The sequence below is a fragment of the Mesorhizobium sp. M0909 genome (assembly GCF_040319515.1).
In the GTDB taxonomy this organism is placed as follows: Bacteria; Pseudomonadota; Alphaproteobacteria; order Rhizobiales; family Rhizobiaceae; genus Mesorhizobium.
Map to the genome: position 1 here is coordinate 1 of NZ_JAMYOA010000014.1, position 24,853 is coordinate 24,853.

A 24,853-nucleotide genomic window follows, 5' to 3' on the forward strand; every position below is an offset into this window, starting at 1 on the left:
CTTCGGCAGCGTCACGCTGAGCACGCCGTTCCGGAACGCGGCGTTCACCTTGTCTTCGTCGACTTCGTAGCCGAGCGGGATACGCCGCTCGAAACGGCCATAAAAGCGTTCGGAGAACTGCCTGTCCTTGTCCTCGGTCTCTTCACGCTTCTCGCCGCGCAGCGTCAGCACGCCGTCATCGAGCAGCACCTCGACGTCCTTCTCGTCCATGCCGGGGATCTCGGCGGTGACGCGGATTTCCTTTTCACCATCGGAGATTTCGACACTCGGCCAGCCGGCGCGGGCAGCGGCGAAGCCACCGAGCGACGGCAGCCTCGTGTCGAAGCCGCGGAACGCCTCGTCGAACAGGCGGTTCATTTCGCGATGCAACGTCAGGAAGGGATCGCGATCGCCGCTGCGGAACAGGCTGGGGGCCTGATTATTCTCCCGGCCCCAGGGAATGAGATCACGAATAGCCATTGCATAGTCTCCTTTCTCGACTGGTTCGTTCAGGCAGCCTGCTTGTTTGCTTCGACCTGCGCGGCCTTCGGCCCGGTCTTCGGCGAGGCGACATCGGTCGCGATGGCGATGCGCCGAGGCTTCATCTCCTCGGGCACCTCACGTACCAGATCGATGCTGAGCAGGCCGTTGTCGAGCGAGGCGCCTGCGACCTTAACGTGATCGGCAAGCTCGAAACGGCGGGTAAAGGGCCGTGTGGCGAGGCCATGATGCAGATACTCCGCGTTGTCCGGCTCCTTATGCTGGCCGGAGACAATCAGGAGGTTGGGTTCATGAATGATTTCGAGGTCGTCCTCGGAAAAGCCAGCGACGGCGATAGTGACGCGGTAGTTGTTCTCGCTGCTGCGCGCGATGTCATAGGGCGGCCAGGCGTCGAAAGCCTGCGGCGCATTTTCCAGCAGGTTGAAGACGCGGTCGAAGCCGATGCTCGACCGATAGAGCGGGGAAAAGTCGAATGCGGTTCTCATAGCTACATCCTCCATCGAGCAACATAGATACGAGGAGCGCCAAAGAGCTGGCGCTCCCTGGTTTCGCCGGCCCCATTTCGGCGACCGGTGCCATCGATTTGGTTATTGTCCGCCGCAAGTCAAGACCCCGATGGCTCTCGCGTTGCCGGTTTTCGGGCCGGTTTTTGGTCGGTTCGGCGAGGCTGCCAATCTACTTGTGAGAGATGTCCGGCAGGAGATTGCCTGTTTGGCTTCAATCGCCAACGCCGAGTTCCCCGGCCGGTTATTGTCTGCCGCAGGTCAAGACCCAGATTCTTGTGTTGCCGGGCCCATTCCCGGCACTCGCAGATGGAGCTGACCATGACACGCGACGAGATCATTTCCGTGCTGGGCCCGGTCGACGACGCCGTTATCGCCGACATTGCGGCGACGGACGGGACGGTCCAGGAATTGCGTGAGGCCCTGGCCTGGATCGCCGCCGACGAGGCGCTGGTGAACGAAGGCCGACCGCTGCCGACGGCAAGAGTAGCGACGCTGATCGAACTGCTGCAAGGGCCGGACGAGGAGGAATAACCGCTGTTGCCGCGATGCTCTTGAACCGCGCAAAGGGACGAACCATGTCCTTCAGCGGCGCCGGCTGGTCGCCGGTGCCGCCAGCATGACGTTGCTTGCTCAAACAAGAAGACGATCAGAAAACAAGGAGGAAGTGATGGACGACGTCCGCTTCGCCGAGCCGATCACGTTGAAATTCCAATCCAGCGAGCGCAAGGTCGCCAGTAGTTGGGAAGCCATCGAATGCATGCGTCAGCAGTGGCCGGACCGTGCACTCGGCCGGATTTGGCGCGCCGCCTATCGGGCCTGCCGCGACGCGCTCGACGGCTGGCGCAGCGCGCGTGATGCGCGCAAGGCCTTCGTCAGGGCGGCGCGCAACGCGGGATTGCTCGCCTGCGAGCCTGTCGACCACGCCCGGCTAGCCCGGACCCCTCCGATATTGTGAGATCCAAAACAAGTGGGGGGAGATGCAACTGCCCTTTCCCCCCCTCGAGAGACTTTGTCCGCTGTCTAGCGGCAGATCGGCTTGCTCTTCAGTGGACGGTGATAATGCCGTTTACGGCCCGCCATTCGGAGGGCTGGATCAGGTGATGATGGGCGACGCGCACCGAATGCAGCGGGCCTTCGATTTCGCGCTCCCAGAAATCGAGGAAATGCTTCAGCGTCGGGAAATCGGGGGCAATATCGTATTCCTGCCAGATATAGAGTTGCAGCAGGCTCCGATGATCGGGCAGGCGGTAGTGGATCTCCGCCGTGGTAAGACCAAACCCTTGCATCTGGAGCTGAAAGTCCCTGCTGGTCATGCGATCGTCCTTTCCGTTGAAATCTCGGCCCGTTGAAATCTCGGTCTGCAAAACGCCTCGCCTTCCACATAGGTTCCCGCCGCCACGAGCGGCTCCGAACGGGCGGCATTTTGAAATATCGCGCCAAAATTTGAGCCGCACTTTAGCTGAGAGCGGCTAATGTGCGAACGATTACAGTGCATTGGCACTCTCATGCGTCGAGTGCTAAAATTTTTGCGTGACCCTCTTGAAAGCAGAAAAAAGCGCGACTAGTTCGTATGCGCGCGATGCCTGATGAAGGGGTCGCGCACCCCGTGCCGGGCCGATATTGCCGGTTCGGTCAGGAGGATCTTCGAAAATCTGTTTGTCCCGAGAGGAGAACGACATGACGTTCCGTCCATTGCACGACCGTATCCTGGTCCGCCGTATCGAGGTCGACGAGAAGACCGCCGGCGGCATCATCATCCCCGACACCGCCAAGGAGAAGCCGCAGGAGGGCGAGGTCATTGCCGCTGGTCCGGGCGCGCGCGACGACAGCGGCCAATTGCAGCCGCTCGACGTCAAGGTCGGCGACCGCATCCTGTTCGGCAAATGGTCCGGCACCGAGATCAAGCTCAATGGCGAGGATCTGCTCATCATGAAAGAGAGCGACGTGCTGGGCGTTATCGAGGGCGCCGGCGAGATGAAGAAGGCTGCCTGAGTGGGCCTGAACAAGCATTCCAGTCAACGAAGCTGCCTATCGAAGGAGTGATCCAATGGCTGCCAAAGATGTGAAATTTCATACCGAAGCCCGCGAGAAGATGCTGCGCGGCGTCAACATCCTTGCCGACGCGGTGAGGGTGACGCTCGGTCCCAAGGGCCGCAACGTCGTCCTCGACAAGTCGTTCGGCGCCCCGCGCATCACCAAGGACGGCGTCACCGTGGCGAAGGAGATCGAGCTCGAGGACAAGTTCGAGAACATGGGCGCACAGATGGTCCGCGAGGTGGCTTCGAAGACCAGTGACGTCGCCGGCGACGGCACCACGACCGCGACCGTTCTGGCGCAGTCGATCGTCCAGGAAGGCGCCAAGGCGGTTGCCGCCGGCATGAACCCGATGGACCTGAAGCGCGGTATCGACAAGGCGGTCGAAGCCGTCGTCGCCGAACTCAAGGCCAATGCCCGCAAGGTGACCAGGAACGACGAAATCGCCCAGGTCGGCACCATCTCGGCCAATGGCGACGCCGAGATCGGCCGCTTCCTCGCCGAAGCGATGGAAAAGGTCGGCAATGAGGGCGTCATTACCGTCGAAGAAGCCAAGACCGCCGAGACGGAGCTCGAAGTCGTCGAAGGCATGCAGTTCGACCGCGGCTATCTCAGCCCCTATTTCATCACCAACCAGGACAAGATGCGCGTCGAGCTCGACGAGCCCTATGTGCTGATCCACGAGAAGAAGCTGTCCAACCTGCAGGCGCTGCTTCCGGTGCTGGAGGCGGTGGTGCAGTCGTCCAAGCCGCTGCTGATCATCGCCGAGGACGTCGAGGGCGAGGCGCTGGCGACGCTGGTCGTCAACAAGCTGCGCGGCGGCCTGAAGGTCGCGGCCGTCAAGGCACCGGGCTTCGGCGATCGCCGCAAGGCCATGCTGGAGGATATTGCCATCCTGACCGGCGGCACGGCAATCAGCGAGGATCTCGGCATCAAGCTCGAGAACGTCACGCTCAACATGCTCGGCCGCGCCAAGAAGGTGGTGGTCGAGAAGGAAAACACCACGATCGTCGACGGTGCCGGCTCGAAGAGCGAAATCCAGGGCCGGGTCTCCCAGATCAAGGCGCAGATCGAGGAGACCACCTCCGACTATGATCGCGAGAAGCTGCAGGAGCGGCTGGCCAAGCTCGCCGGTGGCGTCGCCGTCATCCGCGTCGGCGGCTCGACCGAGGTAGAGGTCAAGGAGCGCAAGGATCGGGTCGACGACGCCATGCATGCCACCCGTGCCGCGGTCGAGGAGGGCATCCTGCCCGGCGGTGGCGTGGCGCTGCTGCGGGCGGCAAAGGCGCTCGACAATATTCAGGTCGACAATCCCGACCAGAAGACCGGTGTCGAAATCGTGCGGCGCGCGATCGAAGCTCCGGTGCGCCAGATTGCCGAGAATGCCGGCGCCGAAGGTTCGATCATCGTCGGTAAGCTGCGCGAAAAGCAGGAGTTCTCGTTCGGCTGGAACGCGCAGACCGGCGACTATGGCGATCTCTTCGGCCAGGGCGTCATCGATCCGGCCAAGGTGGTACGCACCGCTCTGCAGGATGCCGCTTCCGTCGCCGGCCTGCTGGTGACGACCGAGGCGATGGTGGCCGAGAAGCCGAAGAAGGAAGCTGGTGCGCCGGCAATGCCCGGCGGTGGCGGCATGGACTTCTAAAGCCAGGCTTCCAAAGCGCGACTTCGAAACGGCAGATGGACCGTGTCCGCCAAAAGCGGGCACGGTCTTGCCGGTCCGGGACTAATGCTGAGCAGGTGTTGCCATGGATATGATGGACAGTTTTGGAAAGATCGCGGCGCCGACCCGCCCGAAAAACGATTTCAACTATGAAGCCGACTGCAGGGCGGCGCTGGCGCCTTTGGTCGACGGCTTGCTGGATATGGCCGAGTCGGCCGGCTGGGACCGCCGCAAGGCGGCCTACACGCTGATGTTTCTGTCGGCTCAACGCGTGGGGGCCGGCACGGAGGAGCGCAAATGATCGCGGCGCGGATGCGCGAATGCCTGCGCCTGCTGCGGTGGTCGGAAAACGATTTCGCCGAAGAGGCGGGATACCCGCTCGCCGAGGCAAAGGCGTGGCTCTACGGGCGCGAACATCCGCCGCTGGGCGTGGCGGCCTGGCTCGAGGCGCTGGTCAAGGTGCATCGGCTGCTGCCGCGGCCGGGCATGCCCCCGATTGCGTCCAACTCGCAGATCGGTGGCATCGTTCTGCAGGCGGCCCTCGGGGATCGAAGCGCCCGCGCGGTGGAGTTCCGAAAGGAGCCGATTGAGCCAGGAAAGGAGAGTGTCATGGATCGTGCTTCGTTCGACAAGCCGGTTACTATCCTCACCGGCCTCGGTACACCGACGAAGATAGAAAGCGCGGCTGAGGCCTATGCACTTTTGGCTGAATGGCCGGCAGCGAGCCGGACGGCCGCGCATGACATCGCCGCAAAAGCGTGCCGTGCAGCACTGGAAGGAGAGATCGACGCCGAAACGGCGCGCGCCACCTTCGTTGCCTTCGCCCGCCGCAACGACCTGCTTGCGCCGCAGACGAACGGGATGGTTGCTGGCGAGAGCGTTGCTGGCGCGACCGTTGCCGACTGGGCAACGCGCCCACAGCGCGTCAACGCCCCGGCCTGAGCGAGTGCCAATCTCCCCCCTTGAGGGGGAGATGTCGCCGAAGGCGACAGAGGGGGTCGGCACGTCCTGGCGCGACGCCATATTGGACGAAAGAGAAAGTTGGCGCCCCCCTCTGTCCTGCAGGACATCTCCCCCTCAAGGGGGGAGATTACGCGCTCAGCCGCTTTCGCTTGCTAAGCCATCGGCAGCAGCCGGCGCATGATCAGCGAGGCGTGGCCGCCCACGCCGTGTGCAGCCGGCCGGCGCTCGACGACCTCGAAGCCGTGCTTACGATAGAAGGCGATTGCGCGGTCGTTGCCCTCGATCACTTCCAGGGCGATGCTGGGAATACCCGCATGCGCGGCAAGAACGGCATGCAGCAGGTCGGCGGCAAGGCCGGTGCCGTACTCGCTTTTGTCCATATGGAGCCGCTCGAGCATGACCTCGCCCTTGTCGTCCATCGCTGCCATCGCATAACCGGCGAGCGAGCCGTCAGCCCGCTCGGCGACGAAGGACATCTTGTTGTCGTCCCCGAGCTCGGACGCCAGCCGCTCCGGCGCGTGCCTCTCATCCGACAGCCGTGCCGTGGTCTCGGCACCCAGGATCGGCGAATAGGTCTGTCGCCAGGACCCTCCAAGCAGCCGCGATACCGCCGGAACATCCTGTTCGGTCATGGTTCTTATTTGAGGCATCGCCACCTCCCGGGCAGTTTATGGCACCGCAACGTTCGCTCGGCCATCACCGCCTTACCCGCGATTTCAGCCAGCGGTCGAAGGCCACGGCGAGGATGAGGATCAGGCCGATGACGATGCTTTGCGTGTAGGACGAGACGTTGTTGAACTGCAGCCCGTTCTGCAAGACGCCGATCAGTCCTGCACCGACCACCGTGCCGCCGACGCTGCCGATGCCGCCGAACAGCGAGGTGCCGCCGATAACGACCGCCGAGATCACCGTCAGCTCGTAGCCTATGCCGGCGACGGCTTCGGAGGAGTTGAGCCGCGCCGACAAAACGAAGGCGGCAAGGCCGGCGAAGAAGCCGACGATGATGTAGACCGAGATCAGGATGCGGTCGACACGCAGGCCGGAGAGGCGCGCGGCCTCGGCATTGCCGCCGACTGCGTAGACCGCGCGGCCGTAGCGCGTGTAGCGCAGCACGATGTGGCAAAGGATGGCGGCAATCGCGAAGATGATCGCCGGCACCGGTACCGGGCCGATCAGGCCGGTACCGAACCAGCGCATCGAGGCGTCGAAGCCGGAGATCGGGCCGCCATTGGAGATTGTCAAGGTCAGGCCGCGAAACACGGTTAGGCCGCCGAGCGTGACGACGAAAGGCGGCACTTTCAGCCTGGTGATGGCAAAGCCCTGGACGCCGCCGGCCACGGCGCCGACGACGACGGCGGCGAGAAGGGCGGCGAACCAGCCATAGCCCTGCGTGCCCGTTGTCGACAGCGACAGCGTGTTGGCGGTGCCGCCTTTGGCCACCACCGCCGCGACCATGCCGCAGAAGGCGAGCAGCGAGCCGACCGACAGGTCGATGCCGGCGGTGAGGATGACGAAGGTCATGCCGAGTGCGATCAGGCCGGTGATCGAGATCTGGCGCATGATGTTGAACAGGTTGATCGGGTCGATGAAGCTCGGCTTCAGCACGGTGAAGACGACGATCAGCAACGCCAGGAACATCAGCGGGCCGAAGCTCATCAGCAGGCGCGCAATATTGACGCCACCGCGCTGGCTCCGTTCGGTCGTACTGGTCATTGCGTTGCTTCCTGCTTCTGGTCGAGCGCCATCAGTTCCATCAGTTTCTCCTCGGTCGCCTCGACGCCGGGCATCTCGCCGGTAATGCGCCCGCGCCGCATGGTGACGATCCTGTCCGACACTGCAAGCACCTCGGGCAGCTCCGATGAGATCATCATGATGGCGATGCCGCGCGCGGCGAGTTCCACCAGGATCTGGTGCACTTCCGCCTTGGCGCCGACATCGACGCCGCGCGTCGGTTCATCGACGATCAGCACCTTGGGATCGCGCGCCAGCCATCGGGCAAGGATCACCTTCTGCTGGTTGCCGCCGGACAGGCCCTCGATCGCCTGTTCGGGCGAAGCCATGCGGATCGACAGCATCTTCCTGTAGTTTGCCAGCGCCTCGCGTTCGCGCCGCTCGGCCATGAAACCGACACTGGAGTAGCGGTCGAGCGCGGCGATCGAGAAATTGGTTAGGATCGCGAGTGCTGCGAAGATTGCCTGGTGCTTGCGGTCCTCCGGCACCAGGCCGATGCCGAGCTCGATGGCGTCGGCGGGCGAGGCCGGCGCGATCGGCCTGCCGTCGAGCATGATGGTGCCGGCGGCAATGCGGTCGGCACCGAAGATGGCGCGGGCGAGCTCGGTGCGGCCGGAGCCGACGAGCCCGGCGACGCCGAGGATTTCGCCCGCCTTGAGGTCGAGATCGACGCCTTCGAGTACGATGGCGTGCGGCGCCTGCGGATCGCGCACCGTGCGCAGGCCGCGCACCGAGAGCCGGACGTCGCCGGCGACATCGCGCTGCGTCGGCCTGGCATAGAGCTCGGACGCGGCACGGCCGACCATCTTCTCGATGATCTTCGGCAGCCTGATCGGCCCGCCTTCGCGGTCGAGATGGCCGGCCAGCCTGCCGTCGCGCAGCACGGTCATGCGGTCGCAGATCGCCGATGCCTCCTCCAGCCGGTGGGTGACGAACATGATGGCGACGCCATCCTTGCGCAGCCGGTCCATGATCGACATCAGCCTGTGCACTTCGGTTTCGGTCAGCGCCGAGGTCGGCTCGTCCATGATGATCAAGCGGCTCTTCAGCGATAGCGCGCGGGCGATTTCGACCAGCTGCTGCTCGGCCACCGACAGTGCGGAAACCGGCGTCGCCGGGTCGAGATTGAGCCCGACGCGAGCGATGATCGTGCGGGAATCTTCCTCCATTCGCCGCCAACTGACCAGCCCGAACCGGCCGAGCGGCGCGCGGCCGATGAAGATATTCTCCGCCACGGTCAGCGTCGGGATCAGGCTCAGCTCCTGGTAGATTGTTACGATGCCGTGGCGCTTGGCATCCTGCGGATTGTGCGGGCTGAATTCGACACCGTCGAAGACGATGCGGCCGCTGGACGGCGGCATCACGCCGGACAGGATCTTGAGCAGCGTCGATTTGCCGGCTCCGTTCTCGCCGAGCAGGCCGAGGATCTCGCCGGGACGGACTTCAAGCGAAACGTCGTTCAGCGCGGTGACGCCGGCAAAGCGCTTGGTCACGCCCTCGACGGCGAGCAGGGCGGGAGAGGGCGCAATGGCTTCGACTGGCAAAGGATGCTCCTTGAATTGCGATCCACCCGAAAGGCCAGCGGGACAGCGCCCCCCTCTGCCCTGCCGGGCATCTCCTCCTCAGGGTCCCTCAGGGGGAGATCGGATGTCACCCAGGCTTTCGCTAGTCTCCGGCGTTGAAGAGAAGGCAACGCGTTGAAACTGCCAATCTCCCCCCTTGAGGGGGAGATGCCCGGCAGGGCAGAGGGGGGCGCGACAGAACGCTGCTTTTGGCGCTGTGCGCCCTCGGCGCCTACTTCGTCTCGCCCAGCCTCTCCGCCTTGTCGAGATTGTCCTTGCCGATGACGATCGGCGTCAAAAGCACCAGCTTTTCCTTCGGCTCGGTCTTGTCCCTGGCGTAGGCGACCGCGATCTGCACCGCAGTGCGCGATTGTTCGCCGGGGAATTGCTCGACCGTTCCGGCCAGCTTGCCGTCGCGCACGGCGACCAGCGCTTCGGGAAGCGCGTCGAAGCCGTAGATCTTGACGTCGGTGAAGTTGCGCGCCGCGCAGGCTTCAACCGCGCCAAGCGCCATGTCGTCATTGGCGCAGATGATCGCGTCGGGCTTGCCGTTGGCGGCAAGGCCGGCCTCGGTGACGGACAGCGCCTCGGCGCGGGCGAAGTTGGCGGTCTGCTCGAAGATGATCTGGTACTTGTCCTTCATCGGATCGAGGACATTGTGCACACCCTTGTTGCGGTCGATCGCCGGGCCGGCACCGGGCTGGCCCTGCAGATGGAAGATCTTGGCGCCGTTCGGGAACGCCGCCACCATGGCCTGCGCTTCGGCCTCGCCGCCTTTGACATTGTCGGCACCGACATGAGCGAGGATGCCCTCGACGCCGTCGACGCGGCGGTCGATGGTGACGACGGGAACGCCGGCCTTGACCGCTTCTTCGATGGCTGGGGCCAGCGCGTTGACGTCGAGCGGCGAGATGACGATGGCGTTGACCTTCTGCACGAGTGCCGCCTCGATGTCGGCGGTCTGCTTGGGCGCCGAGTTCTGGCCGTCGCTCTCGATCAGGTTGACGCCCTGCGCCTGGGCTTCCGCCTTGATCTGGTTCAGCATGTGCACGAAGAACGGAAAGCCGAGGCTCGGCACCGAGCCGAGGATGGTCAGCTTGTCCTGGGCAACAGCCAGTTGCGGCGCGGCCAGCGCCAGGGCGCCCATCGCCGCGGTCGACAGCAGGAATTCACGTCTGTTGATCAATTTAGTCTCCTCCCAGATGAGCGCACGACCCCGGAACCGGAATGGGTTTTCCGGAAGGTTCCTTGCGTCGATTCAAAAATGGAGTGTCCTTCGAGCGCCCAACTCGTGTTTGAAGGGACGCAACGGCGCTCCAGCCGGTCCACCGCGACGTTCTCCTCCGCTCGGTGCCTGCACAAGGATGCTAGCCAAGGCCGGAGCTTTGCGCAAGAACGGGAGAAGGCAAGACCTACCGATCGATCATCACCATGGTGCGCTCGCCGTAGCGCGGACCGGCGACCTTGCCCGGCGCCAATGCGTCGTCGAGCACCTGCATCTCGGCGGCGTCGAGCCTGATCGAAGCCGCGGCGACGTTCTCCTCGAGGTACTTTCGGCGCTTGGTGCCGGGGATCGGCACCATGTCGATGCCGAAGTCGCTCCCCTTGTGGAGCAGCCAGGCCAGCGCAATCTGGCCTGGCTTGACGCGCTTGGCCGCGGCGATGTCGAGTACCATGGCTGCCGCCTGCATGTTGGCGTCATAGTTGGCGCCCTGGTAGCGCGGGTCGCCGCGCCGGTAATCGCCCTCCGGATAGTCTTCGGCGCGCCTGACGTCGCCGGTGAGAAAGCCGCGGCCGAGCGGCGAGAACGGCACCAGGCCGATGCCGAGCTCCTTCAGCAGCGGAATGATTTCCGGTTCCAGATTGCGCTCCCATAGCGAGTATTCGCTCTGCACTGCCGACACCGGATGAACGGCATGCGCCCGGCGGATGTTGGCGGCACCGGCTTCCGACAGGCCGAAGAAGCGAACCTTGCCCTGAGCGATCAGCTCGCCGACAGCACCCGCCACATCCTCGATCGGCACCGCCGGATCGACGCGGTGCTGATAGAGGAGGTCGACATGGTCGGTGGCGAGCCTTCTCAGCGAACCTTCCAAAGCCTCGCGGATATGTTCGGGCCGGCTGTCGCGCTCGGTGCCGACTTGCTTGCCGTTTTCGATGCGGAAACCGAACTTCGTCGCGATCGTCACTTCATCGCGCCGGCCCTTCAGCGCGCGGCCGAGCAACTCCTCGTTAGCGTACGGCCCGTAGACTTCCGCGGTGTCGAGGAAGGTGCAGCCGAGTTCGATGGCGCGGTGCAGCGTGGCGATCGACTCCGCCTCGTCGGCCGGACCGTATGACTGGCTCATGCCCATGCAGCCGAGACCAATTGCCGAGACTTGCAGCCCCTGGCTGCCGAGTTCGCGCATCGTCAATGTCATCTGAGGTTCTCTGGGTCGGTGTCGCAGTCCAAGCCGCCATATCCCATATAGCGCGCCGGTTGGGTTTCCACAGCCGATAGCTGACCGGCCATTTGAATCCAGGTCAAAGTGCGCCGCATCGATGCGCTTACAGTGTCCGCTGTCTTGGGAAGGACGCAAGCAGGCGGGTGGTCCGGGCCGGAAAGGGCCAGAAGCAGCTACTAGCTTCGGACCACCCGTGGCCTTGATTGATGCGATCGCCATCAATCACACCATCAGTTGGCAGCGGTGCGCATATAAGACCAATCGCTGGCAGCGTAGCGGCCACCCCTTCGTGCCACGGCGAGCACGCGCCATGCGAAGGCTCCCTTATGACTTGAGAGAGCCACGTTCAGGCTCGAAATATCGACAAAGCCGGAATAGATCTCACTTGAACCAGATGGCACAAGTGCGAGCAACTCCACGAAGAAGCGCACTCCCTCTGGTTGCTGGCGTGCCGTCCACACTAGCTCGACACTATTTGCGTTGGAGCCAATCAACTCGCCATATGTAGGCGCGATGAGTATTGGAGCGGAAAGCGTCGCGGCCTTTGCGCCACCAGAGCGAATGGCAGTCAGGCGCGCGCGAGCAGCCGGGAGACCGGATGCTTTAAACCACGCACGGGCGAGATCGACGTTTTGCGGAACGCCTTGCCCTGCCTCGTAAAGCTGGCCGAGATTATATGCCGCTCTTCGAATGCCATGAGAGGCCGCACGCGCGTACCATGTGGCGGCTTGCGCCATATCCGGGGACACGCCGCGGCCGCTGTCAAGCATGATGGCAACATTGAATTGTGCTTCGGGCAGACCCGCTTCTGCAGCACGGCGGTACATGTCGAAGGCGAGCCGAGCACCTGTCGGCCCGCCCATCAAGTCTTGTCGCAGTGCCTCGCGAAACAAAACACTCGGATCCTCGGCGCTAGCCGGCGTCACCGACTGTGCGAACGCGAGCAATAGACTGGCCGCGGTCACGAAGCGGCGCACGGCGTTAGCGCCAGGTGATCTCGACACGACGGTTTTCAGGTTCGGCAATACCCTCTTCGGTCGGAACCGCGAGTTCTGTTTCGCCTTTCGCCAGGACCTGGAACCGGTCGACCGGAAGTCCGCGATCGAGCAAAGCTTTCAGCACCGCTGTCGCCCTGCGCTGAGAAAGCAAGAGGTTCTGCGCTGGTGGTCCGGCACGATCGGCACTGCCAGTAACGATCATGACTTGCGGCTTGCCCTCGTTGAACGCGCGAGACGCTTGATCGAGGACTTCTCTGTCCTTGGGAAGAATTGTGCTGCTGCCGGTGCCGAAATGGATGACCAATGGGGCCGGTCCACTTTGTGTTTTCGCGCTTTCCGGCGTCGCGGGCGAAGGCGGATCTGTTTGCGCGAAAGCAGATGTGCTTCCCAGCAGGACAATAAAGGCGAGATGGCGAACAAAGCAACTGAGGTTCATATCAGACTCCTGTTTTGCGCTACCTTATTAGTTACCGCCCGATTGCCACTTCGATAGTTCCGGGGCGGGGGAGTGAACCATCGTCCGCAAATGCGCGCTGGATGAGTGCAGCTTCCACAAGCCCAGCCGCTATACGCTCTGCGCTTGGTCGATCTTCATTATAAAAGTACATGACTTCGTTTGCCCGAGAGCTTATGGGTGAATTGCCAGATTTTACGACGTCGAGCCCCTGAGCTCGCAGACTCCGCTCAAGGGTCGCCGCTCGTGTCCGCGCGGAATCGCGGTTACGCGCAAAGCGCAGAATGACTCGTGGAGTTGCATCTGAGGGCAGAACGATATCAGGCGATATGCCGATGGTTGCGGTAGACTGAGGCTGAGACGACTCTTGAGGCTGAAATGCTTCAGCAAACTGCTTTTCAAGGCGATCCATCTGCTTTTCAAGGCGATCCATGCCGGCATGATTGTCCGTCGCCTGCCGCCGCAATTTCTCGATCTGAGCCACGAGCTCGGACCGCTGGCGATCGAGTGCGGCCGCATCCGGCGACGGCGCCCGGGCGACGTCGCTCACCTGCGCTCGCAACTGCGCCAGCTCCGTGCGATCGGCGGTCGCGTCCTGCCGCAGCTTTTCGATCTCGGCCACGAGCTCTGCCCGCTGGCGATCGAGTGCGGCCGCATCCGGTGACGGTGCCCGGGCGGCTTCTCTCACCTGCGTCCGCAGCTGCGCCAGGGCCGCACGGTCGGCGGTCGCCGCCTGCCGCAGCTTTTCGATCTGAGCCACGAGCTCGGACCGCTGGCGATCGAGTGCGGCCGCGTCCGGTGACGGTGCCCGAGCGATGTCGCTCACCTGCGCTCGCAACTGCGCCAGCTCCGTGCGGTCGGCGGTCGCCGCCTGCCGCAGTTTCTCGATCTGAGCCACGAGCTCTGCCCGCTGGCGATCGAGCGTAACCGCATCCGGTGGCTGTGCCCGGGCGGCTTCTCTTACCTGCGTCCGCAGCTGCGCCACGGCCGCACGGTCGGCGGTCGCGTCCTGCCGCAGCTTTTCGATCTCAGCCACGAGCTCGGTCCGCTGGCGATCGAGCGCATCCGGCGGAGGCGCCCGGGCGGCTTCGCTCACCTGCGTCCGCAGCTGCGCCAGCTCCGCGCGGTCGGCGGTCGCCGCCTGCCGCAGCTTTTCGATCTCGGCCGCGAGCTCTGCCCGCTGGCGATCGAGCGCAACCGCATCCGGCGGAGGCGCCCGGGCGGCTTCGCTCACCTGCGCTCGCAACTGCGCCAGCTCCGCGCGGTCGGCGGTCGCCCCCTGCCGCAGCTTTTCGATCTCGGCCGCGAGCTCTGCCCGCTGGCGATCGAGCGCAACCGCATCCGGCGGAGGCGCCCGGGCGCCTTCGCTCACCTGCGCTCGCAACTGCGCCAGCTCCGCGCGGTCGGCGGTCGCCCCCTGCCGCAACTTTTCGATCTCGGCCGCGAGTTCAGTCCGCTGGCGGTCGAGCGTAACCGCATCCGGTGGCGGTGCCCGGGCGGCTTCTCTTACCTGCGTCCGCAGCTGCGCCACTGCCGCGCGGTCGGCGGTCGCGTCCTGCCGCAGCTTTTCGACCAACTGGAGGAGGTTCGTGCTGTCGCCCGCCGCCACCTGCTGCAATTTTTCGATCTGACCCAAAAGTTCGGTCAACTGGCGATCGAGCGTAGCCGAATCCGGTGGCGGCGCCCGGGCGGCTTCGCTCACCTGCGTCCGCAGTTGCGCCACGGTCGCGCGGTCGATCGTCGCGTCCTGCCGCAGCTTTTCGATCTCAGCCGCGAGCTCGGCCAGCTGGCGATCGAGCGGGGCGGCATCCGTCGAAGCCGCCTGGGCGGCTTCGCTCACCAGCTCCGTGTGATCGGCGGTCGCCTGCTGCCGCAGCTTTTCGATCTCAACTGCGGACGCAGTCGAGAGCGTAATTGTCGCGCCGACGATCAACATACTAGCCAAGAGTATTTTTTGCCATTTGACACGAAACCAGCCCCTGGATTTCAGCAACTCGGCGCCGCTTGCAGGTGGAACCGCAGCTTTGAGGCCAATGTCTGTCCGTTTTCCGTTCGTCAAAAAAGCGACCTCGGTCGGGGGCTTGCTATCCCGCGACGCCAATTGGAAGACGTGCACCACGAGCCTACGCATAAATTCGAGCTTTTAGCTTCATCCATTCGAGGGATGCTTCATCCAGTCCGGGGAAGTGTCACGTCCTGATATATGGACGTCGGGCACTATGCGCCGGCGGTCGTGGGACGCTCGCTCGCCGAAATTGACACGACACCCCGTCTCAGCCATCCTTGAGCCGGCCGTCTTGTCTTGCGGCTCTGCGTGTATGAGCAAATTGCATGGCCAGTTCCGCTACCAGCCAAAAATCCAAGCGCGCCGCGGTGCGCAAGGCGCTCGACCGCCACAAGGTGTACATCACTGCGCAGCGTTTTTCGGCCGGCAGCTACAGCGCGCGCGTGCTGGTCGACGGCGAGGCCTATTGGGTCGACGAATTCCGGCTCAGCCAGCTGCAGCAGGGCCTGTCGCCGGCCGAACTCGAATTGACACCGGCCACCGACGATTGAGCGGCGTGACCTCCCATCCTTCGTCATCCCAGGGCGGAGCAGGAGCGAAGCTGCGTCGCGGAGACCCTGGGATCGATGCCGTGACATTGGAGCGCCGCTGCGATGGGATTTTGATGCTGCGCTCGTTGCTTTTGCCCGCCACCTACGTCTAGTCCATGCCAGCTCCTTCGAAGCTCAAGGCCTATCGCGCGAAGCGCGAGTTCACGAGGACGCCGGAACCCGCCGGCGGGCTGGTTGCCGGGGAAGGCAACCGCTTCGTCGTTCACAAGCACCACGCCACCGCCGACCACTACGACCTTCGCCTCCAGGTCGGCGACGTGCTGAAGAGCTGGGCGGTGCCGCGCGGCCCCTCGCTCAATCCGGCCGACAAAAGGCTGGCGGTCGAGACCGAGGACCATCCGCTCGAATATATCGACTTCGAAGGTGTCATTCCCGAGGGCGAATATGGCGGCGGGCCGATGATCGTCTGGGACACCGGCATCTGGGCGCCGATGGACGACGTCGAGAAGAGCCTGCGCACCGGCTCCTTCAAGTTCCGGCTCGCCGGCGAGAAGCTCAATGGCGGCTGGATGTTGGCGCGGCTGAAGCCGAAGCCCGGCGAGGATGAGGGCAAGAAGAACTGGCTGCTGTTCAAGGAGCGTGATCTGGCCGCCGACGCCAAGCTCGACATACTGGAAGCCCGGCCGGAAAGTGTCAAATCCGGGCGCCGCATCGAGGAACTGGCGGCAACGCCGAAGCCGGCCGCCAAGCCTGCCAAGCCGGTGGTGCTGAAGCCAGGTGCATTGCCGGGCGCCGTCAAGGCGCCGCCGCCCACCCGTATCGAGCCGCAACTGGCGACGCAGGTTTCGAAACCGCCGGGCGGCGAAGGTCCCGCGGAAAAAACGCACGAAGCCTGGCTGCACGAGATCAAGTTCGACGGCTACCGCACCATGGCGCATGTTTCCGACGGGAAGGTCAGGCTGATCACCCGCGCCGGTCTCGACTGGACGAAGCGCTATGGCGACCTGCCGCTTGCCTTCGCCAGGCTGCCCTGCCGCGAGGCGATCATCGACGGCGAGGTCGTCGCGCTCGACGCCAAGGGCATCAGCCGCTTTGCCCTTTTGCAGGATGCGCTGGCCGAAGGCGCCGGCAACAAGCTCCACTTCTATGCCTTCGACCTTCTCTATCTCGACGGCTGGGACCTGAGGCAAGTGCCGCTCCGCCGGCGCAAGACGCTGCTTTCGCAGCTGCTGTCCGGTCTTGGCGCCAACTCCGCCATCCAGTACAGCGATCACGCCGAGGGCGACGGCCAGGCGCTTTATGACCAGGCATCGGAAATGGGGCTGGAGGGCGTCGTCTCGAAACGTGCTACGGCGGTCTACCAGAGCGGCCGCACCAAGACCTGGACCAAGACCAAGGCGCTTCAGACCGGCGATTTCGTTATCGCCGGCTACACTGTCTCCGACGCGGCCGAGGGGCTGGCCGCACTCGGTCTCGGCGAATTCGAGGATGGCGAGCTGCACTATCGCGGCAAGGTCGGCACCGGCTTCGACGCCGCCACCGCCGGCGAGTTGCTGGCGCGGCTGGAGCCGTTGCGCGCCGGGGCGTCCGCGCCGGAAGGTGTTCCGCGCGAAATCATGCGCGAGATGAACTGGGTGCGGCCGCTGCTTTCGGCGCATATCCACTACGCCAACCGGACCACCGACAATGCGCTGCGCCATGCCGTGTTCCGCGGCCTGCGCGACGTCGGCCTGTCGACGCCGGTTTCGGCCAAGCGCAAGCGGCTGATCGCCGAGGCCGACCTCGCAACCATCTGGGTGACCAACCCGACGCGGCGGCTATTCGGCAAGACCGGCCCGACCAAGCTCGACATTGCCGTCTATTACGCGCTGGTCGGCGATTTCATGCTGCCGCACATTCTCGGCCGGCCGGTGTCGCTGGTGCGCTGCCCGACCGGCAGGCCGCAGGACTGTTTCTTCCAGCGCCATGCCTTCACCGGCATGCCGTCCTCCGTGGCGACCTTCGAGGCGACCAACTCCGAGGGCGAGACCAAATCCTATCTCTCGGTGGAAGACGCCAAGGGCTATCTGGCGCTGGCGCAGTTCGGCGTCGTCGAGTTCCACACCTGGGGCACCCATCGCACGCGGCTCGACAAGCCGGATTTGATCGTTTTCGATCTCGACCCGGGCGAGGGGATCGCCTGGCGCGACGTGGTGGAGGCGGCGGTGCACATTCGCAGCGAGCTCGAAGCGCTAGGGCTGGTGCCGTACGCCAAGACCTCCGGGGGCCACGGCATCCACATCACCGTGCCGGTGACACAAAAGCAGAACTGGAAGAAACTGCACCAGGCGACCAGCGCCATCTCCACGCATCTTGCCGCCACCGCGCCCGACACTTTCACCACCACCATGGGCAAGGAGAACCGCAAGCGGCGCATCTTCATCGACTATCACCGCAATGCGCGCGGCCACACCTCGGCGGCTCCCTATTCGCTGCGCGCCCGCACCAATTTGCCGGCCTCGACACCGGTCAGCTGGAGCGACCTGGAATCCATCGACGCCCCGCAGGATCTGAATTATTCGTCACTGCCGGGCCTGCTGGCGACGTCAGGCGACCCTTGGACCGACATGGAAGATTTCGCCCGGGATTTGCCGTTGATAGCCACCGCGAGGTAGTTCTGCGGTCTCCCAGACTCCATCGACGCTCCGGAAAATTTGAATTATTCTTCGCCATGGACCTCTTGCGTGCAGGCGGCTCTCAGCGGAGGAAGATTTCGCTAGGGATTTGCCGGTATTGTAAGGGCCCGGTACTGGAAGGGCAATGTAGGATTTCGGCAGTCCCGTTCGTCCTCCGGACGAATGAACGCTGCGAACTGTTCGACAGCACAAGGCCGCGTAGGAGTATTTCATGGCGCCCAGGGCAAGTTGGAAAGGTTACCTCAAGCTCAGTCTGGTCAGCTGTCCGGTCCGGCTCTATCCGGCGACGAGCGCCAGCGAACGCATCAGCTTCAATCAGCTGCACAAGAAGACGCACAACCGCATCAACATGAAGCCGGTCGACCCCGAGCTCGGGCTGGTCGAGCGTTCGGACCTGGTCAAGGGCTACGAATACGAGGACAAGCAGTACATCATCATCGAGGACTCCGATCTCGATGCGGTGCGCATCGAATCCAACCATACGATGAACATCGAGGCTTTTGTCGACGAGCATTCGGTCGACGTCATCTATCAGGACGCGCCCTATTACCTGGCGCCGGATGGCGCAATGGCCGAGGAGACCTTTGCCGTGCTGCGCGAAGCGATGCGCAAATCGGGCAAGCTGGCGATCGCCCGCCTTGTGCTGTCCAGCCGCGAGCGCGTCGTGACGATCGGCGCGCGCGAGAACGGCATGTTCGTCTGCACCTTGAGGAATCCGAACGAAGTGCGTGGCACGGCTGAATATTTCGGCAATATCCCGGCCGGAAACCCCGATCCCGAAATGCTGCAATTGGCCGAAGCGCTGATCAAGCAGAAGGAAACCACCTTCGATCCAAAGAATTACGAGGACCGCTACGAGATCGCGCTGATGGCGATGATCCGCGAGAAGCTCAAGGGCCACAAGCCTATCATCGCGGCGGCGCCTGAGCGCGGCAATGTCATCAACCTCATGGATGCGCTGAAGGCGAGCCTGTCGCAATCGGCCAAGCCGCCGGCCAAGTCCAAGAGCAAGGCCGATGAAACGGCCAAGCCCGCGGCGAAATCCGCCAAGGCCGGCGCCGCCGCGGCCAAGGAAAACCCGCTCAAGGCGAACCTTCTCAAAGCCGTCGGCAAGAGCAAGGCGTGACGGCTCTCGCCGGCACGGTCTTCGGCATCGTCGGCGCGCTGGCGGCCTTCCCGCTCAGGCTGGCGGCGCGTGAGGTCGAGCGCCGGCACGGCCAGTTGCGGCGCGGCGTCACTCGGCGCACCACACATGTCGTGTTGGGCCGCATGTTGCTCGCCAGGGCCGGCGATACCGAGATTGAACGCCGCGTCGTCACCGAGCGCGCGGCCGGGCGCAAGCTGGTCAGCGAGAACGGCTTCCTGCGCCTGCTCGGGCTGATGAAAGCGCCGGAGGCTTCGGCGCTGTCGCGGCAGTCGCTGATCGACCAGTCGCGGCTGACCGGCGCGGATCTCGACCTTTTGTCGCTGTTCGATGCCTTCGAGCATGATTGCGAACCGTATTCCTTTCGCGACCTGATCCTCGCCCGCAAATATGCCGGGCTGGTTGCCGGCGGCGCCTCGTGGGGGGCGATCGCGCGCTCTGTGCATCGCTCGGGCCCGGTCGCCTCGCTCACCGCCAAGTCGCTCGCCGTCGGCTCGCAGCATGGGAGGGCCGACGCGATCTATCTCGAGGGAGGCCAGAGCGAACTTGACGGCCAGCTGCTGTTCGATCTGGGAACGCGGGATGACGACACGCTGGAAGAGCTGTTCGCCGATGCCGAGGCGGCGGAAGAGGCTGAAGACCACGAGCAGGCGGCGGCACTCTACCAGCGCTGCCTGGCCATCGACCCGAGCGATGCCATCGCCGCCTTCAACCGCGCCAACTGCCTGCGCGCGGCCGGCCACGCGGCCGAGGCGGCGCACGACTATGCCCGCGCCATCAAGTGCGACCCCGGCTTCGTAGAAGCCTGGTTCAATCTTGCCGGGCTGATGAGCGAAGAGGGGCGGGTAGCCTCGGCGCGCCGCCATTTGCTGAAGGCTATCGCACTCGATCCCAATTATGCCGACGCGGTGTTCAACCTTGCGAGGCTGGAGTTCGACGCCGGCAATTTCGCTGAGGCGCGGCGTCGCTGGGTGCGCTACCTCGAACTCGACGCCAATTCCGAATGGGCGCGTATGGCGGCCAAGGGGATACAGTTCGTGGATTTGCAGCTGGCGCAAAAGTCGGCGGGGTGAGGTAATCCAATGCCTGCGCTTGAACACCCCCCTCTGTCCTGCCGGACATCTCCCCCTCAAGGGGGGAGATCGGCAGCTTCGGTGCCCCGCGTGCCTTTCAGCTTTAGTGGTTGGCGAAACCGGCGGCGACATCCAATCTCCCCCCTTGAGGGGGAGATGTCCGGTAGGACAGAGGGGGGTGGGACGGAGCGCGGCCTCTATAGGTGGGCCGCCCCATGACCACCTTCCTCTTCGACGGCCCAGACACCGCCGCCATCACCATCCTGCTCGCGCATGGCGCAGGCGCTCCTATGGACTCGCCCTCGCTGACAGCCACGGCAAAAGCGCTCGCCGCGGCCGGTTTCCGCGTCGCGCGCTTTGAATTCCACTACATGGCCGCCCGCCGCTACGGCCATCGCAAGCCGCCGCCGCGCGCCGAGACGGTTAACCCGGAATACGTCAAGGCGATCGCCGACCTCCGGGCGAAGGGCGTGGAGGGTCCGCTCATCATCGGCGGCAAGTCGATGGGCGGACGCGTCGCTTCGATGATCGCCGACGAGATGTTTTCGAAGGGCGAGATCTCGGGCCTGCTTTGCCTCGGCTACCCCTTCCATCCGCCGGACAAACCGACGCAGCTTCGGACAAAGCACCTCGCCGATCTCAAGACGCCGACATTGATCCTCCAGGGCACGCGCGACGAGTTCGGGACCAAAGACGAGGTCGCGACCTATGCTCTGTCCGAGGCGATCGAGATCCTCTGGCTGGAAGATGGCGACCATGATCTGAAGCCGCGCAAAAACATCTCCGGCTTATCCACCGCCGATCATCTGAAGACGCTCGCTGATGCAGTGAAGGCGTGGACCGAACGCATCGTGCGCTGAAGCAGGCCGATGAAGATCGCCACCTTCAACGTCAACAACATCAACAGCCGGTTGCCGAACCTGCTCGCATGGCTGGCCGCCGCCAAACCCGACATCGCCTGCCTGCAGGAGCTCAAGGCGAGACAGACGCAGTTTCCGCGCACTGCGCTGGCGGCCGCCGGCTACGGCGCGGTTTGGGTCGGGCAGCCGACCTGGAACGGCGTCGCCATCCTTTCGCGTGGCTCAGAACCCGTTCTGACCCGCGAGGCGCTGCCCGGCGACGATGGCGATCAGCAGGCGCGCTACATCGAAGCGGCGGTCAACGGTATCGTCGTCGCCTCGCTCTACGCGCCGAACGGCAACCCGCAGCCCGGCCCGAAATTCCAGTACAAGCTGGCCTGGCACGAAAGGCTGGAGGCGCATGCGGCGCAGTTGCTCGATACCGGCCTGCCCGTGGTGCTGGCCGGCGACTACAACATCGTGCCCGAGGCGCGCGACATCTACCCGACCCGCTCCTATGACGACAACGCGCTGGTGCAGCCGGAAAGCCGCGCGTCGTTCCAGCGGCTGCTCGACCAGGGCTGGCTTGACGCGCTGCGCAAGAAGCACCCGACGGAGACGCTCTACACATTCTGGGACTATCGCCGCAATCGCTGGCCGCGCGATGCCGGCCTGCGGCTCGACCATATCTTGCTCAGCAAGAAACTGTCGCGCCGGCTGGTAGCGGCGGGTATCGACCGCGACGTGCGTGGCGAGACCGGCGCCAGCGACCACGCGCCTGTCTGGGTGGAGTTGCGGTGAAGCACGAAAACTGGCGCCGCCTTTCCGGGTGCCAACCAGTCAGGTTGGCCGCGCCGCTTCACGGGCGAACGCTTCGATCAAAGGGGCGTATCCCTCAAGGTCGGGCTGCGTAGCGAAACTGTGGGTAGCGGCGGTCGAAGCCCAGGGCAGCTTTTCCGATGTGAAGACTTCGACGAAAGGCACATACCAATGATGCTCGTCCAGCATGGTCGCGCGAATGTTGACGAAAAAGTCCAGGCCATGCGGACGCGTGAACATCCAGTTCTTGCAATGCCGGCAATAGAGTTGCCGGTGCGGGCCGTGGAGGCCGCCGACCACCGGCTCGCCTTGGGTGACTGCGAAACCGTCGCTCGGCACGGCGATGGTCAAGGAATACGCGCTGGCGCTCAGTTTCTGGCAGCCGGTGCAGTGACACGCCATCGTCAGCAAAGGCGGGGCACTTATGCGAAAGCGTATCCCGCCGCATAGGCAACCGCCGTCCCAAGGTAGCTTCCAATCGTCCATGGCTGGCCTCGCGTTAGCCTCTGCCAGCGATCTAGCGCGCGACCGCCATGCTGCAATCTCTCCCTTGACGGTCCCTCAACGAAGGGCATCGGCAGCTTAGCCGTCCCCGAACCCGCGTTCGCTCGCGGCCGCGGCAGTCGAAGCGATCACATAATTGACGAAGCCGTTCACGCCGAACCAGCGGGTGAACTGGCATGTCGTTGCCGACATGCCGTTGCGCGTCTCGTCGCTGCGCGGCCCTGGCGCCTATTGCAACGTCTTTTCCATCGAAATCTTCATGACGAGCTGGCGCTCGAGCGGGTGAAGACGGTGCTTGGGGTTCAGGATTTTATCCTGCCCCAGGAATCGTGAACACCACGTCGGCGCGGCCGTAGCCGCCATCGGCGACCTCCTCGATCAGCACCATGGTGTAGGGGCGCACGCCTTCGCCGAACATTTCGACGAACAGGGCTGTGGTCTTGTGGACGAGGTCCTCCTTCTGTCCGGCGGACAGCGCGCGCTCAGGTACCTTGAAGTTTGCAAAGGGCATGACGTCGATTTCCTGTGGATTGTTGGAGGTAAAGTCAGACCGTGCCGCCATTGGCGCGCAGCACCTGGCCGTTGACCCAGCCGCTGTCCGGTCCGGCGAGGAACGACACCACGCCGGCGATGTCGGCGGGCTGGCCGAGCCGCCCCAGCGGGATCATCCTGGTGATCGTTTCGACCAGTGCCTCAGATTTGCCGCCAAGGAACAGCTCGGTGGCCACCGGCCCCGGCGCCACGACATTGACTGTGATGCCGCGCGCCCCGAGTTCCTTGGCCAGCACATGCGTCATCGCCTCGACGCCGGCCTTGGTGGCAGCGTAAACGCCGTAGGTCGGCTGGTAGAGCCCGACCACGCTGGACGAGAAGCTGATGATGCGGCCGCCGTCGCGCAGCCTTCGTGCGGCCTCGCGCATGCCGCGGAAGACGCCACCGAGATTCACCGCGACCTGCCGCTCGAAACCGGTGTCGTCCATCTGCGCGATCGGCGCGAGCTTCATGATGCCGGCGTTGTTGACCAGCACGTCGAGGCCGCCAAACGCCTGCTCGGCTGCGTCGAACAGATGCGCCACGCCTTTGGGATCGCCGATATCGGCCTGAACGGCGATCGCCGTGCCGCCCGCCGCTTCGATCCCGCGCACCACGCCTTCGGCTGCTTCGGCGCCCCTGGCATAGTTGACGACGACCGAAAAGCCGTCGCGTGCCAGCCTTCTGGCAATTTCGGCGCCGATACCCTTCGAGGCGCCGGTTACCAGCGCCACCTTTGCATTCCGCGCAGTCATGTCAGCTCTCCAATTCTTGTCGGCTGAAAATAGGCGATAAATCCTGCGGGATAATCGCTCGGGACTTGCCAACACCATTCGGATATGGCGAACAATGGCGATGGACAGTCTCGACCGGATGCGCCTGCTTGCCCGTGTGATCGAGCGCGGCAGCTTCACCGCGGCCGCCGCCGATCTGTCGATGTCGCGATCGAGCGCCACCGAGGCGATCAAGGATCTCGAGGCGCGGCTGGGGGTGAGGCTGCTGGAACGCACCACGCGCCATGTCAGGCCGACATTGGACGGCCAGGCCTATTACCAGCGCTGCCTCGCCATCCTTGCCGATGTCGAAGATGCCGAGGCCGGCTTTCAATCGGCGCAGCCGCAAGGCCTTTTGAGGATCGACGTGCACGGCTTCATGGCCCGCCATTTCATCCTGCCGCGGCTCACCGAATTCCTCGACCGCTACCCCGGGATCGACCTGCATATCGGCGACGGCGACCGGCTGGTCGATCTGGTGCGCGAGGGCATCGACTGCGTGCTGCGTTCCGGCGAACAGGCCGACAGCGGCATGATCGTGCGGCGGGTGGCAACATTGCGCGAAGTCACCTGCGCCAGCCCCGCCTATCTCGAAAAGCACGGCATGCCGGCAACCCCCGACGATCTCGAAGGCCATCTGATGGTCGGCTTCCGCTCGTCGCGGACCGGCGAGATCATGCCGCTCGAATTCACCGTTGGCGGCGCGTTGCGCTATGTCACGCTGCCGAACCGGGTGACGGTCAACGGCTCCGACACGATGGCGGAACTGGCGCGTCTCGGCTTCGGCCTGGTGCAGGCGCCGCATTACCGCTTCGCCGGGGATTTCGCACGCGGCACGCTTGTCGAAGTGCTGCCGGATTACCCGCCGTCGCCGACACCGCTGTCGGCGCTCTACCCACAGAACCGCCAGCTCGCGCCACGGGTACGCGTGTTCATCGACTGGGTGACCGGGATTTTTGGCGAGGGCGGGACATCCGGCCGGGTGTGATCGTCCGGACCGCCGGCTACTTTGCGAAGGCGATCGGACGAGATAAACATCGCGCTTGGGTTTAGTGACAAGATCGGGACCGGGACCAAGACCAAAACCAGCGCAAAGTCCATGTC

Annotated in this window: 28 protein-coding genes; 14 read left to right on the forward strand and 14 right to left on the reverse strand. The window is 64.3% G+C overall.

Annotated elements, in window-relative coordinates; genetic code table 11:
- Positions 1-459, reverse strand: a 459-nt coding sequence (locus tag NKH83_RS20890) for an Hsp20/alpha crystallin family protein (protein WP_352807117.1), incomplete at its 3' end; no start/stop codon positions are given.
- Positions 460-488: 29 nt separating this feature from the next.
- Positions 489-965 (reverse strand): Hsp20 family protein, encoded by a 477-nt coding sequence (locus NKH83_RS20895; RefSeq protein ID WP_254819660.1) that lies wholly within the window; start codon positions 963-965, stop codon positions 489-491.
- A gap of 339 nt (positions 966-1,304) precedes the next feature.
- On the opposite strand from NKH83_RS20895, the gene NKH83_RS20900 reads away from it, so the two are divergent.
- Positions 1,305-1,517, forward strand: coding sequence for a hypothetical protein (locus NKH83_RS20900; protein WP_352475551.1), 213 nt, complete (start codon positions 1,305-1,307; stop codon positions 1,515-1,517).
- A 136-nt stretch (positions 1,518-1,653) separates the two neighbouring features.
- Entirely contained in the window at positions 1,654-1,941 is a 288-nt protein-coding gene (locus tag NKH83_RS20905; protein ID WP_352475549.1) for a DUF982 domain-containing protein, read from the forward strand.
- A gap of 88 nt (positions 1,942-2,029) precedes the next feature.
- On the opposite strand, the gene NKH83_RS20910 is transcribed toward NKH83_RS20905, so the two are convergent.
- On the reverse strand, positions 2,030-2,299 hold the full coding sequence (locus NKH83_RS20910) for an usg protein (protein ID WP_023718102.1): 270 nt from the start codon (positions 2,297-2,299) through the stop codon (positions 2,030-2,032).
- A gap of 364 nt (positions 2,300-2,663) precedes the next feature.
- On the opposite strand from NKH83_RS20910, the gene NKH83_RS20915 reads away from it, so the two are divergent.
- The 4 genes from NKH83_RS20915 to NKH83_RS31685 all read left to right on the forward strand — a co-directional run bounded on the left by NKH83_RS20915 (position 2,664) and on the right by NKH83_RS31685 (position 5,625).
- Complete coding sequence (locus tag NKH83_RS20915; protein WP_254819656.1) at positions 2,664-2,978, forward strand: co-chaperone GroES; 315 nt, start codon at positions 2,664-2,666, stop codon at positions 2,976-2,978.
- Between the two features lie 55 nt (positions 2,979-3,033).
- A complete protein-coding gene (groL, locus tag NKH83_RS20920) occupies positions 3,034-4,665 on the forward strand; it encodes a chaperonin GroEL (RefSeq protein WP_352475547.1) in 1,632 nt (543 codons plus the stop codon).
- A 103-nt stretch (positions 4,666-4,768) separates the two neighbouring features.
- Positions 4,769-4,984 carry a hypothetical protein gene (locus NKH83_RS20925; protein WP_254819654.1) on the forward strand — a complete coding sequence of 72 codons (216 nt, stop codon included), beginning with the start codon at positions 4,769-4,771 and terminating at the stop codon, positions 4,982-4,984.
- Positions 4,981-5,625, forward strand: a complete 645-nt coding sequence (locus NKH83_RS31685; protein WP_502895597.1) for a DUF982 domain-containing protein — start codon at positions 4,981-4,983, stop codon at positions 5,623-5,625. The genes NKH83_RS20925 and NKH83_RS31685 overlap by 4 nt, the downstream gene beginning before the upstream one ends.
- A gap of 173 nt (positions 5,626-5,798) precedes the next feature.
- Here the strand turns inward: NKH83_RS31685 and NKH83_RS20935 are convergent, their stop codons facing one another.
- The 8 genes from NKH83_RS20935 to NKH83_RS20970 form a co-directional block, all read right to left on the reverse strand.
- A complete protein-coding gene (locus tag NKH83_RS20935) occupies positions 5,799-6,296 on the reverse strand; it encodes a GNAT family N-acetyltransferase (RefSeq protein WP_352807122.1) in 498 nt (165 codons plus the stop codon).
- A 46-nt stretch (positions 6,297-6,342) separates the two neighbouring features.
- Positions 6,343-7,359 (reverse strand): ABC transporter permease, encoded by a 1,017-nt coding sequence (locus NKH83_RS20940; protein WP_254819652.1) that lies wholly within the window; start codon positions 7,357-7,359, stop codon positions 6,343-6,345.
- Complete coding sequence (locus NKH83_RS20945; protein ID WP_352807126.1) at positions 7,356-8,921, reverse strand: sugar ABC transporter ATP-binding protein; 1,566 nt, start codon at positions 8,919-8,921, stop codon at positions 7,356-7,358. The genes NKH83_RS20940 and NKH83_RS20945 overlap by 4 nt, the downstream gene beginning before the upstream one ends.
- Positions 8,922-9,171: 250 nt before the next feature.
- On the reverse strand, positions 9,172-10,122 hold the full coding sequence (locus tag NKH83_RS20950; protein ID WP_352807360.1) for a substrate-binding domain-containing protein: 951 nt from the start codon (positions 10,120-10,122) through the stop codon (positions 9,172-9,174).
- A gap of 229 nt (positions 10,123-10,351) precedes the next feature.
- On the reverse strand, positions 10,352-11,359 hold the full coding sequence (locus tag NKH83_RS20955) for an aldo/keto reductase (RefSeq protein WP_352807128.1): 1,008 nt from the start codon (positions 11,357-11,359) through the stop codon (positions 10,352-10,354).
- Positions 11,360-11,613: 254 nt separating this feature from the next.
- Positions 11,614-12,408 carry a tetratricopeptide repeat protein gene (locus NKH83_RS20960; protein ID WP_352807131.1) on the reverse strand — a complete coding sequence of 265 codons (795 nt, stop codon included), beginning with the start codon at positions 12,406-12,408 and terminating at the stop codon, positions 11,614-11,616.
- Positions 12,365-12,817, reverse strand: coding sequence for an OmpA family protein (locus NKH83_RS20965; protein WP_352807133.1), 453 nt, complete (start codon positions 12,815-12,817; stop codon positions 12,365-12,367). Before NKH83_RS20965 ends, NKH83_RS20960 begins: the two co-directional genes overlap by 44 nt.
- A 31-nt stretch (positions 12,818-12,848) precedes the next feature.
- Positions 12,849-14,894 (reverse strand): coiled-coil domain-containing protein, encoded by a 2,046-nt coding sequence (locus NKH83_RS20970; RefSeq protein ID WP_352807136.1) that lies wholly within the window; start codon positions 14,892-14,894, stop codon positions 12,849-12,851.
- A gap of 272 nt (positions 14,895-15,166) precedes the next feature.
- Between NKH83_RS20970 and NKH83_RS20975 the strand changes: the two genes are divergently transcribed.
- The 6 genes from NKH83_RS20975 (at position 15,167) to NKH83_RS21000 (ending at position 21,923) form a co-directional block, all read left to right on the forward strand.
- Positions 15,167-15,391, forward strand: a complete 225-nt coding sequence (locus NKH83_RS20975; protein ID WP_352799302.1) for a hypothetical protein — start codon at positions 15,167-15,169, stop codon at positions 15,389-15,391.
- Between the two features lie 155 nt (positions 15,392-15,546).
- A complete protein-coding gene (gene ligD, locus NKH83_RS20980; protein WP_352807139.1) occupies positions 15,547-18,045 on the forward strand; it encodes a DNA ligase D in 2,499 nt (832 codons plus the stop codon).
- Positions 18,046-18,277: 232 nt separating this feature from the next.
- Positions 18,278-19,192, forward strand: a complete 915-nt coding sequence (gene ku / locus NKH83_RS20985) for a non-homologous end joining protein Ku (RefSeq protein ID WP_352807142.1) — start codon at positions 18,278-18,280, stop codon at positions 19,190-19,192.
- Positions 19,189-20,283 carry a tetratricopeptide repeat protein gene (locus tag NKH83_RS20990; RefSeq protein ID WP_352807145.1) on the forward strand — a complete coding sequence of 365 codons (1,095 nt, stop codon included), beginning with the start codon at positions 19,189-19,191 and terminating at the stop codon, positions 20,281-20,283. The genes ku and NKH83_RS20990 overlap by 4 nt, the downstream gene beginning before the upstream one ends.
- 215 nt (positions 20,284-20,498) lie before the next feature.
- Positions 20,499-21,143, forward strand: coding sequence for an alpha/beta hydrolase family protein (locus NKH83_RS20995; RefSeq protein ID WP_352807148.1), 645 nt, complete (start codon positions 20,499-20,501; stop codon positions 21,141-21,143).
- 9 nt (positions 21,144-21,152) lie between these two features.
- Positions 21,153-21,923, forward strand: coding sequence for an exodeoxyribonuclease III (locus NKH83_RS21000; RefSeq protein ID WP_352807151.1), 771 nt, complete (start codon positions 21,153-21,155; stop codon positions 21,921-21,923).
- 39 nt (positions 21,924-21,962) lie between these two features.
- Here NKH83_RS21000 and NKH83_RS21005 read toward each other — a convergent pair whose 3' ends face one another.
- Positions 21,963-22,427 carry a GFA family protein gene (locus tag NKH83_RS21005; protein ID WP_352807154.1) on the reverse strand — a complete coding sequence of 155 codons (465 nt, stop codon included), beginning with the start codon at positions 22,425-22,427 and terminating at the stop codon, positions 21,963-21,965.
- A 154-nt stretch (positions 22,428-22,581) separates the two neighbouring features.
- On the opposite strand from NKH83_RS21005, the gene NKH83_RS21010 reads away from it, so the two are divergent.
- Positions 22,582-22,731 carry a hypothetical protein gene (locus NKH83_RS21010; protein WP_352807157.1) on the forward strand — a complete coding sequence of 50 codons (150 nt, stop codon included), beginning with the start codon at positions 22,582-22,584 and terminating at the stop codon, positions 22,729-22,731.
- Positions 22,732-22,755: 24 nt separating this feature from the next.
- Here the strand turns inward: NKH83_RS21010 and NKH83_RS21015 are convergent, their stop codons facing one another.
- Entirely contained in the window at positions 22,756-22,956 is a 201-nt protein-coding gene (locus NKH83_RS21015; protein WP_352807160.1) for a tautomerase family protein, read from the reverse strand.
- A gap of 34 nt (positions 22,957-22,990) precedes the next feature.
- Positions 22,991-23,731 (reverse strand): SDR family oxidoreductase, encoded by a 741-nt coding sequence (locus tag NKH83_RS21020; RefSeq protein ID WP_352807162.1) that lies wholly within the window; start codon positions 23,729-23,731, stop codon positions 22,991-22,993.
- A 100-nt stretch (positions 23,732-23,831) separates the two neighbouring features.
- Here NKH83_RS21020 and NKH83_RS21025 point away from each other — a divergent pair, with 100 nt between their 5' ends.
- Positions 23,832-24,737, forward strand: a complete 906-nt coding sequence (locus NKH83_RS21025) for a LysR family transcriptional regulator (RefSeq protein WP_254819724.1) — start codon at positions 23,832-23,834, stop codon at positions 24,735-24,737.
- Positions 24,738-24,853 lie beyond the last annotated feature (116 nt).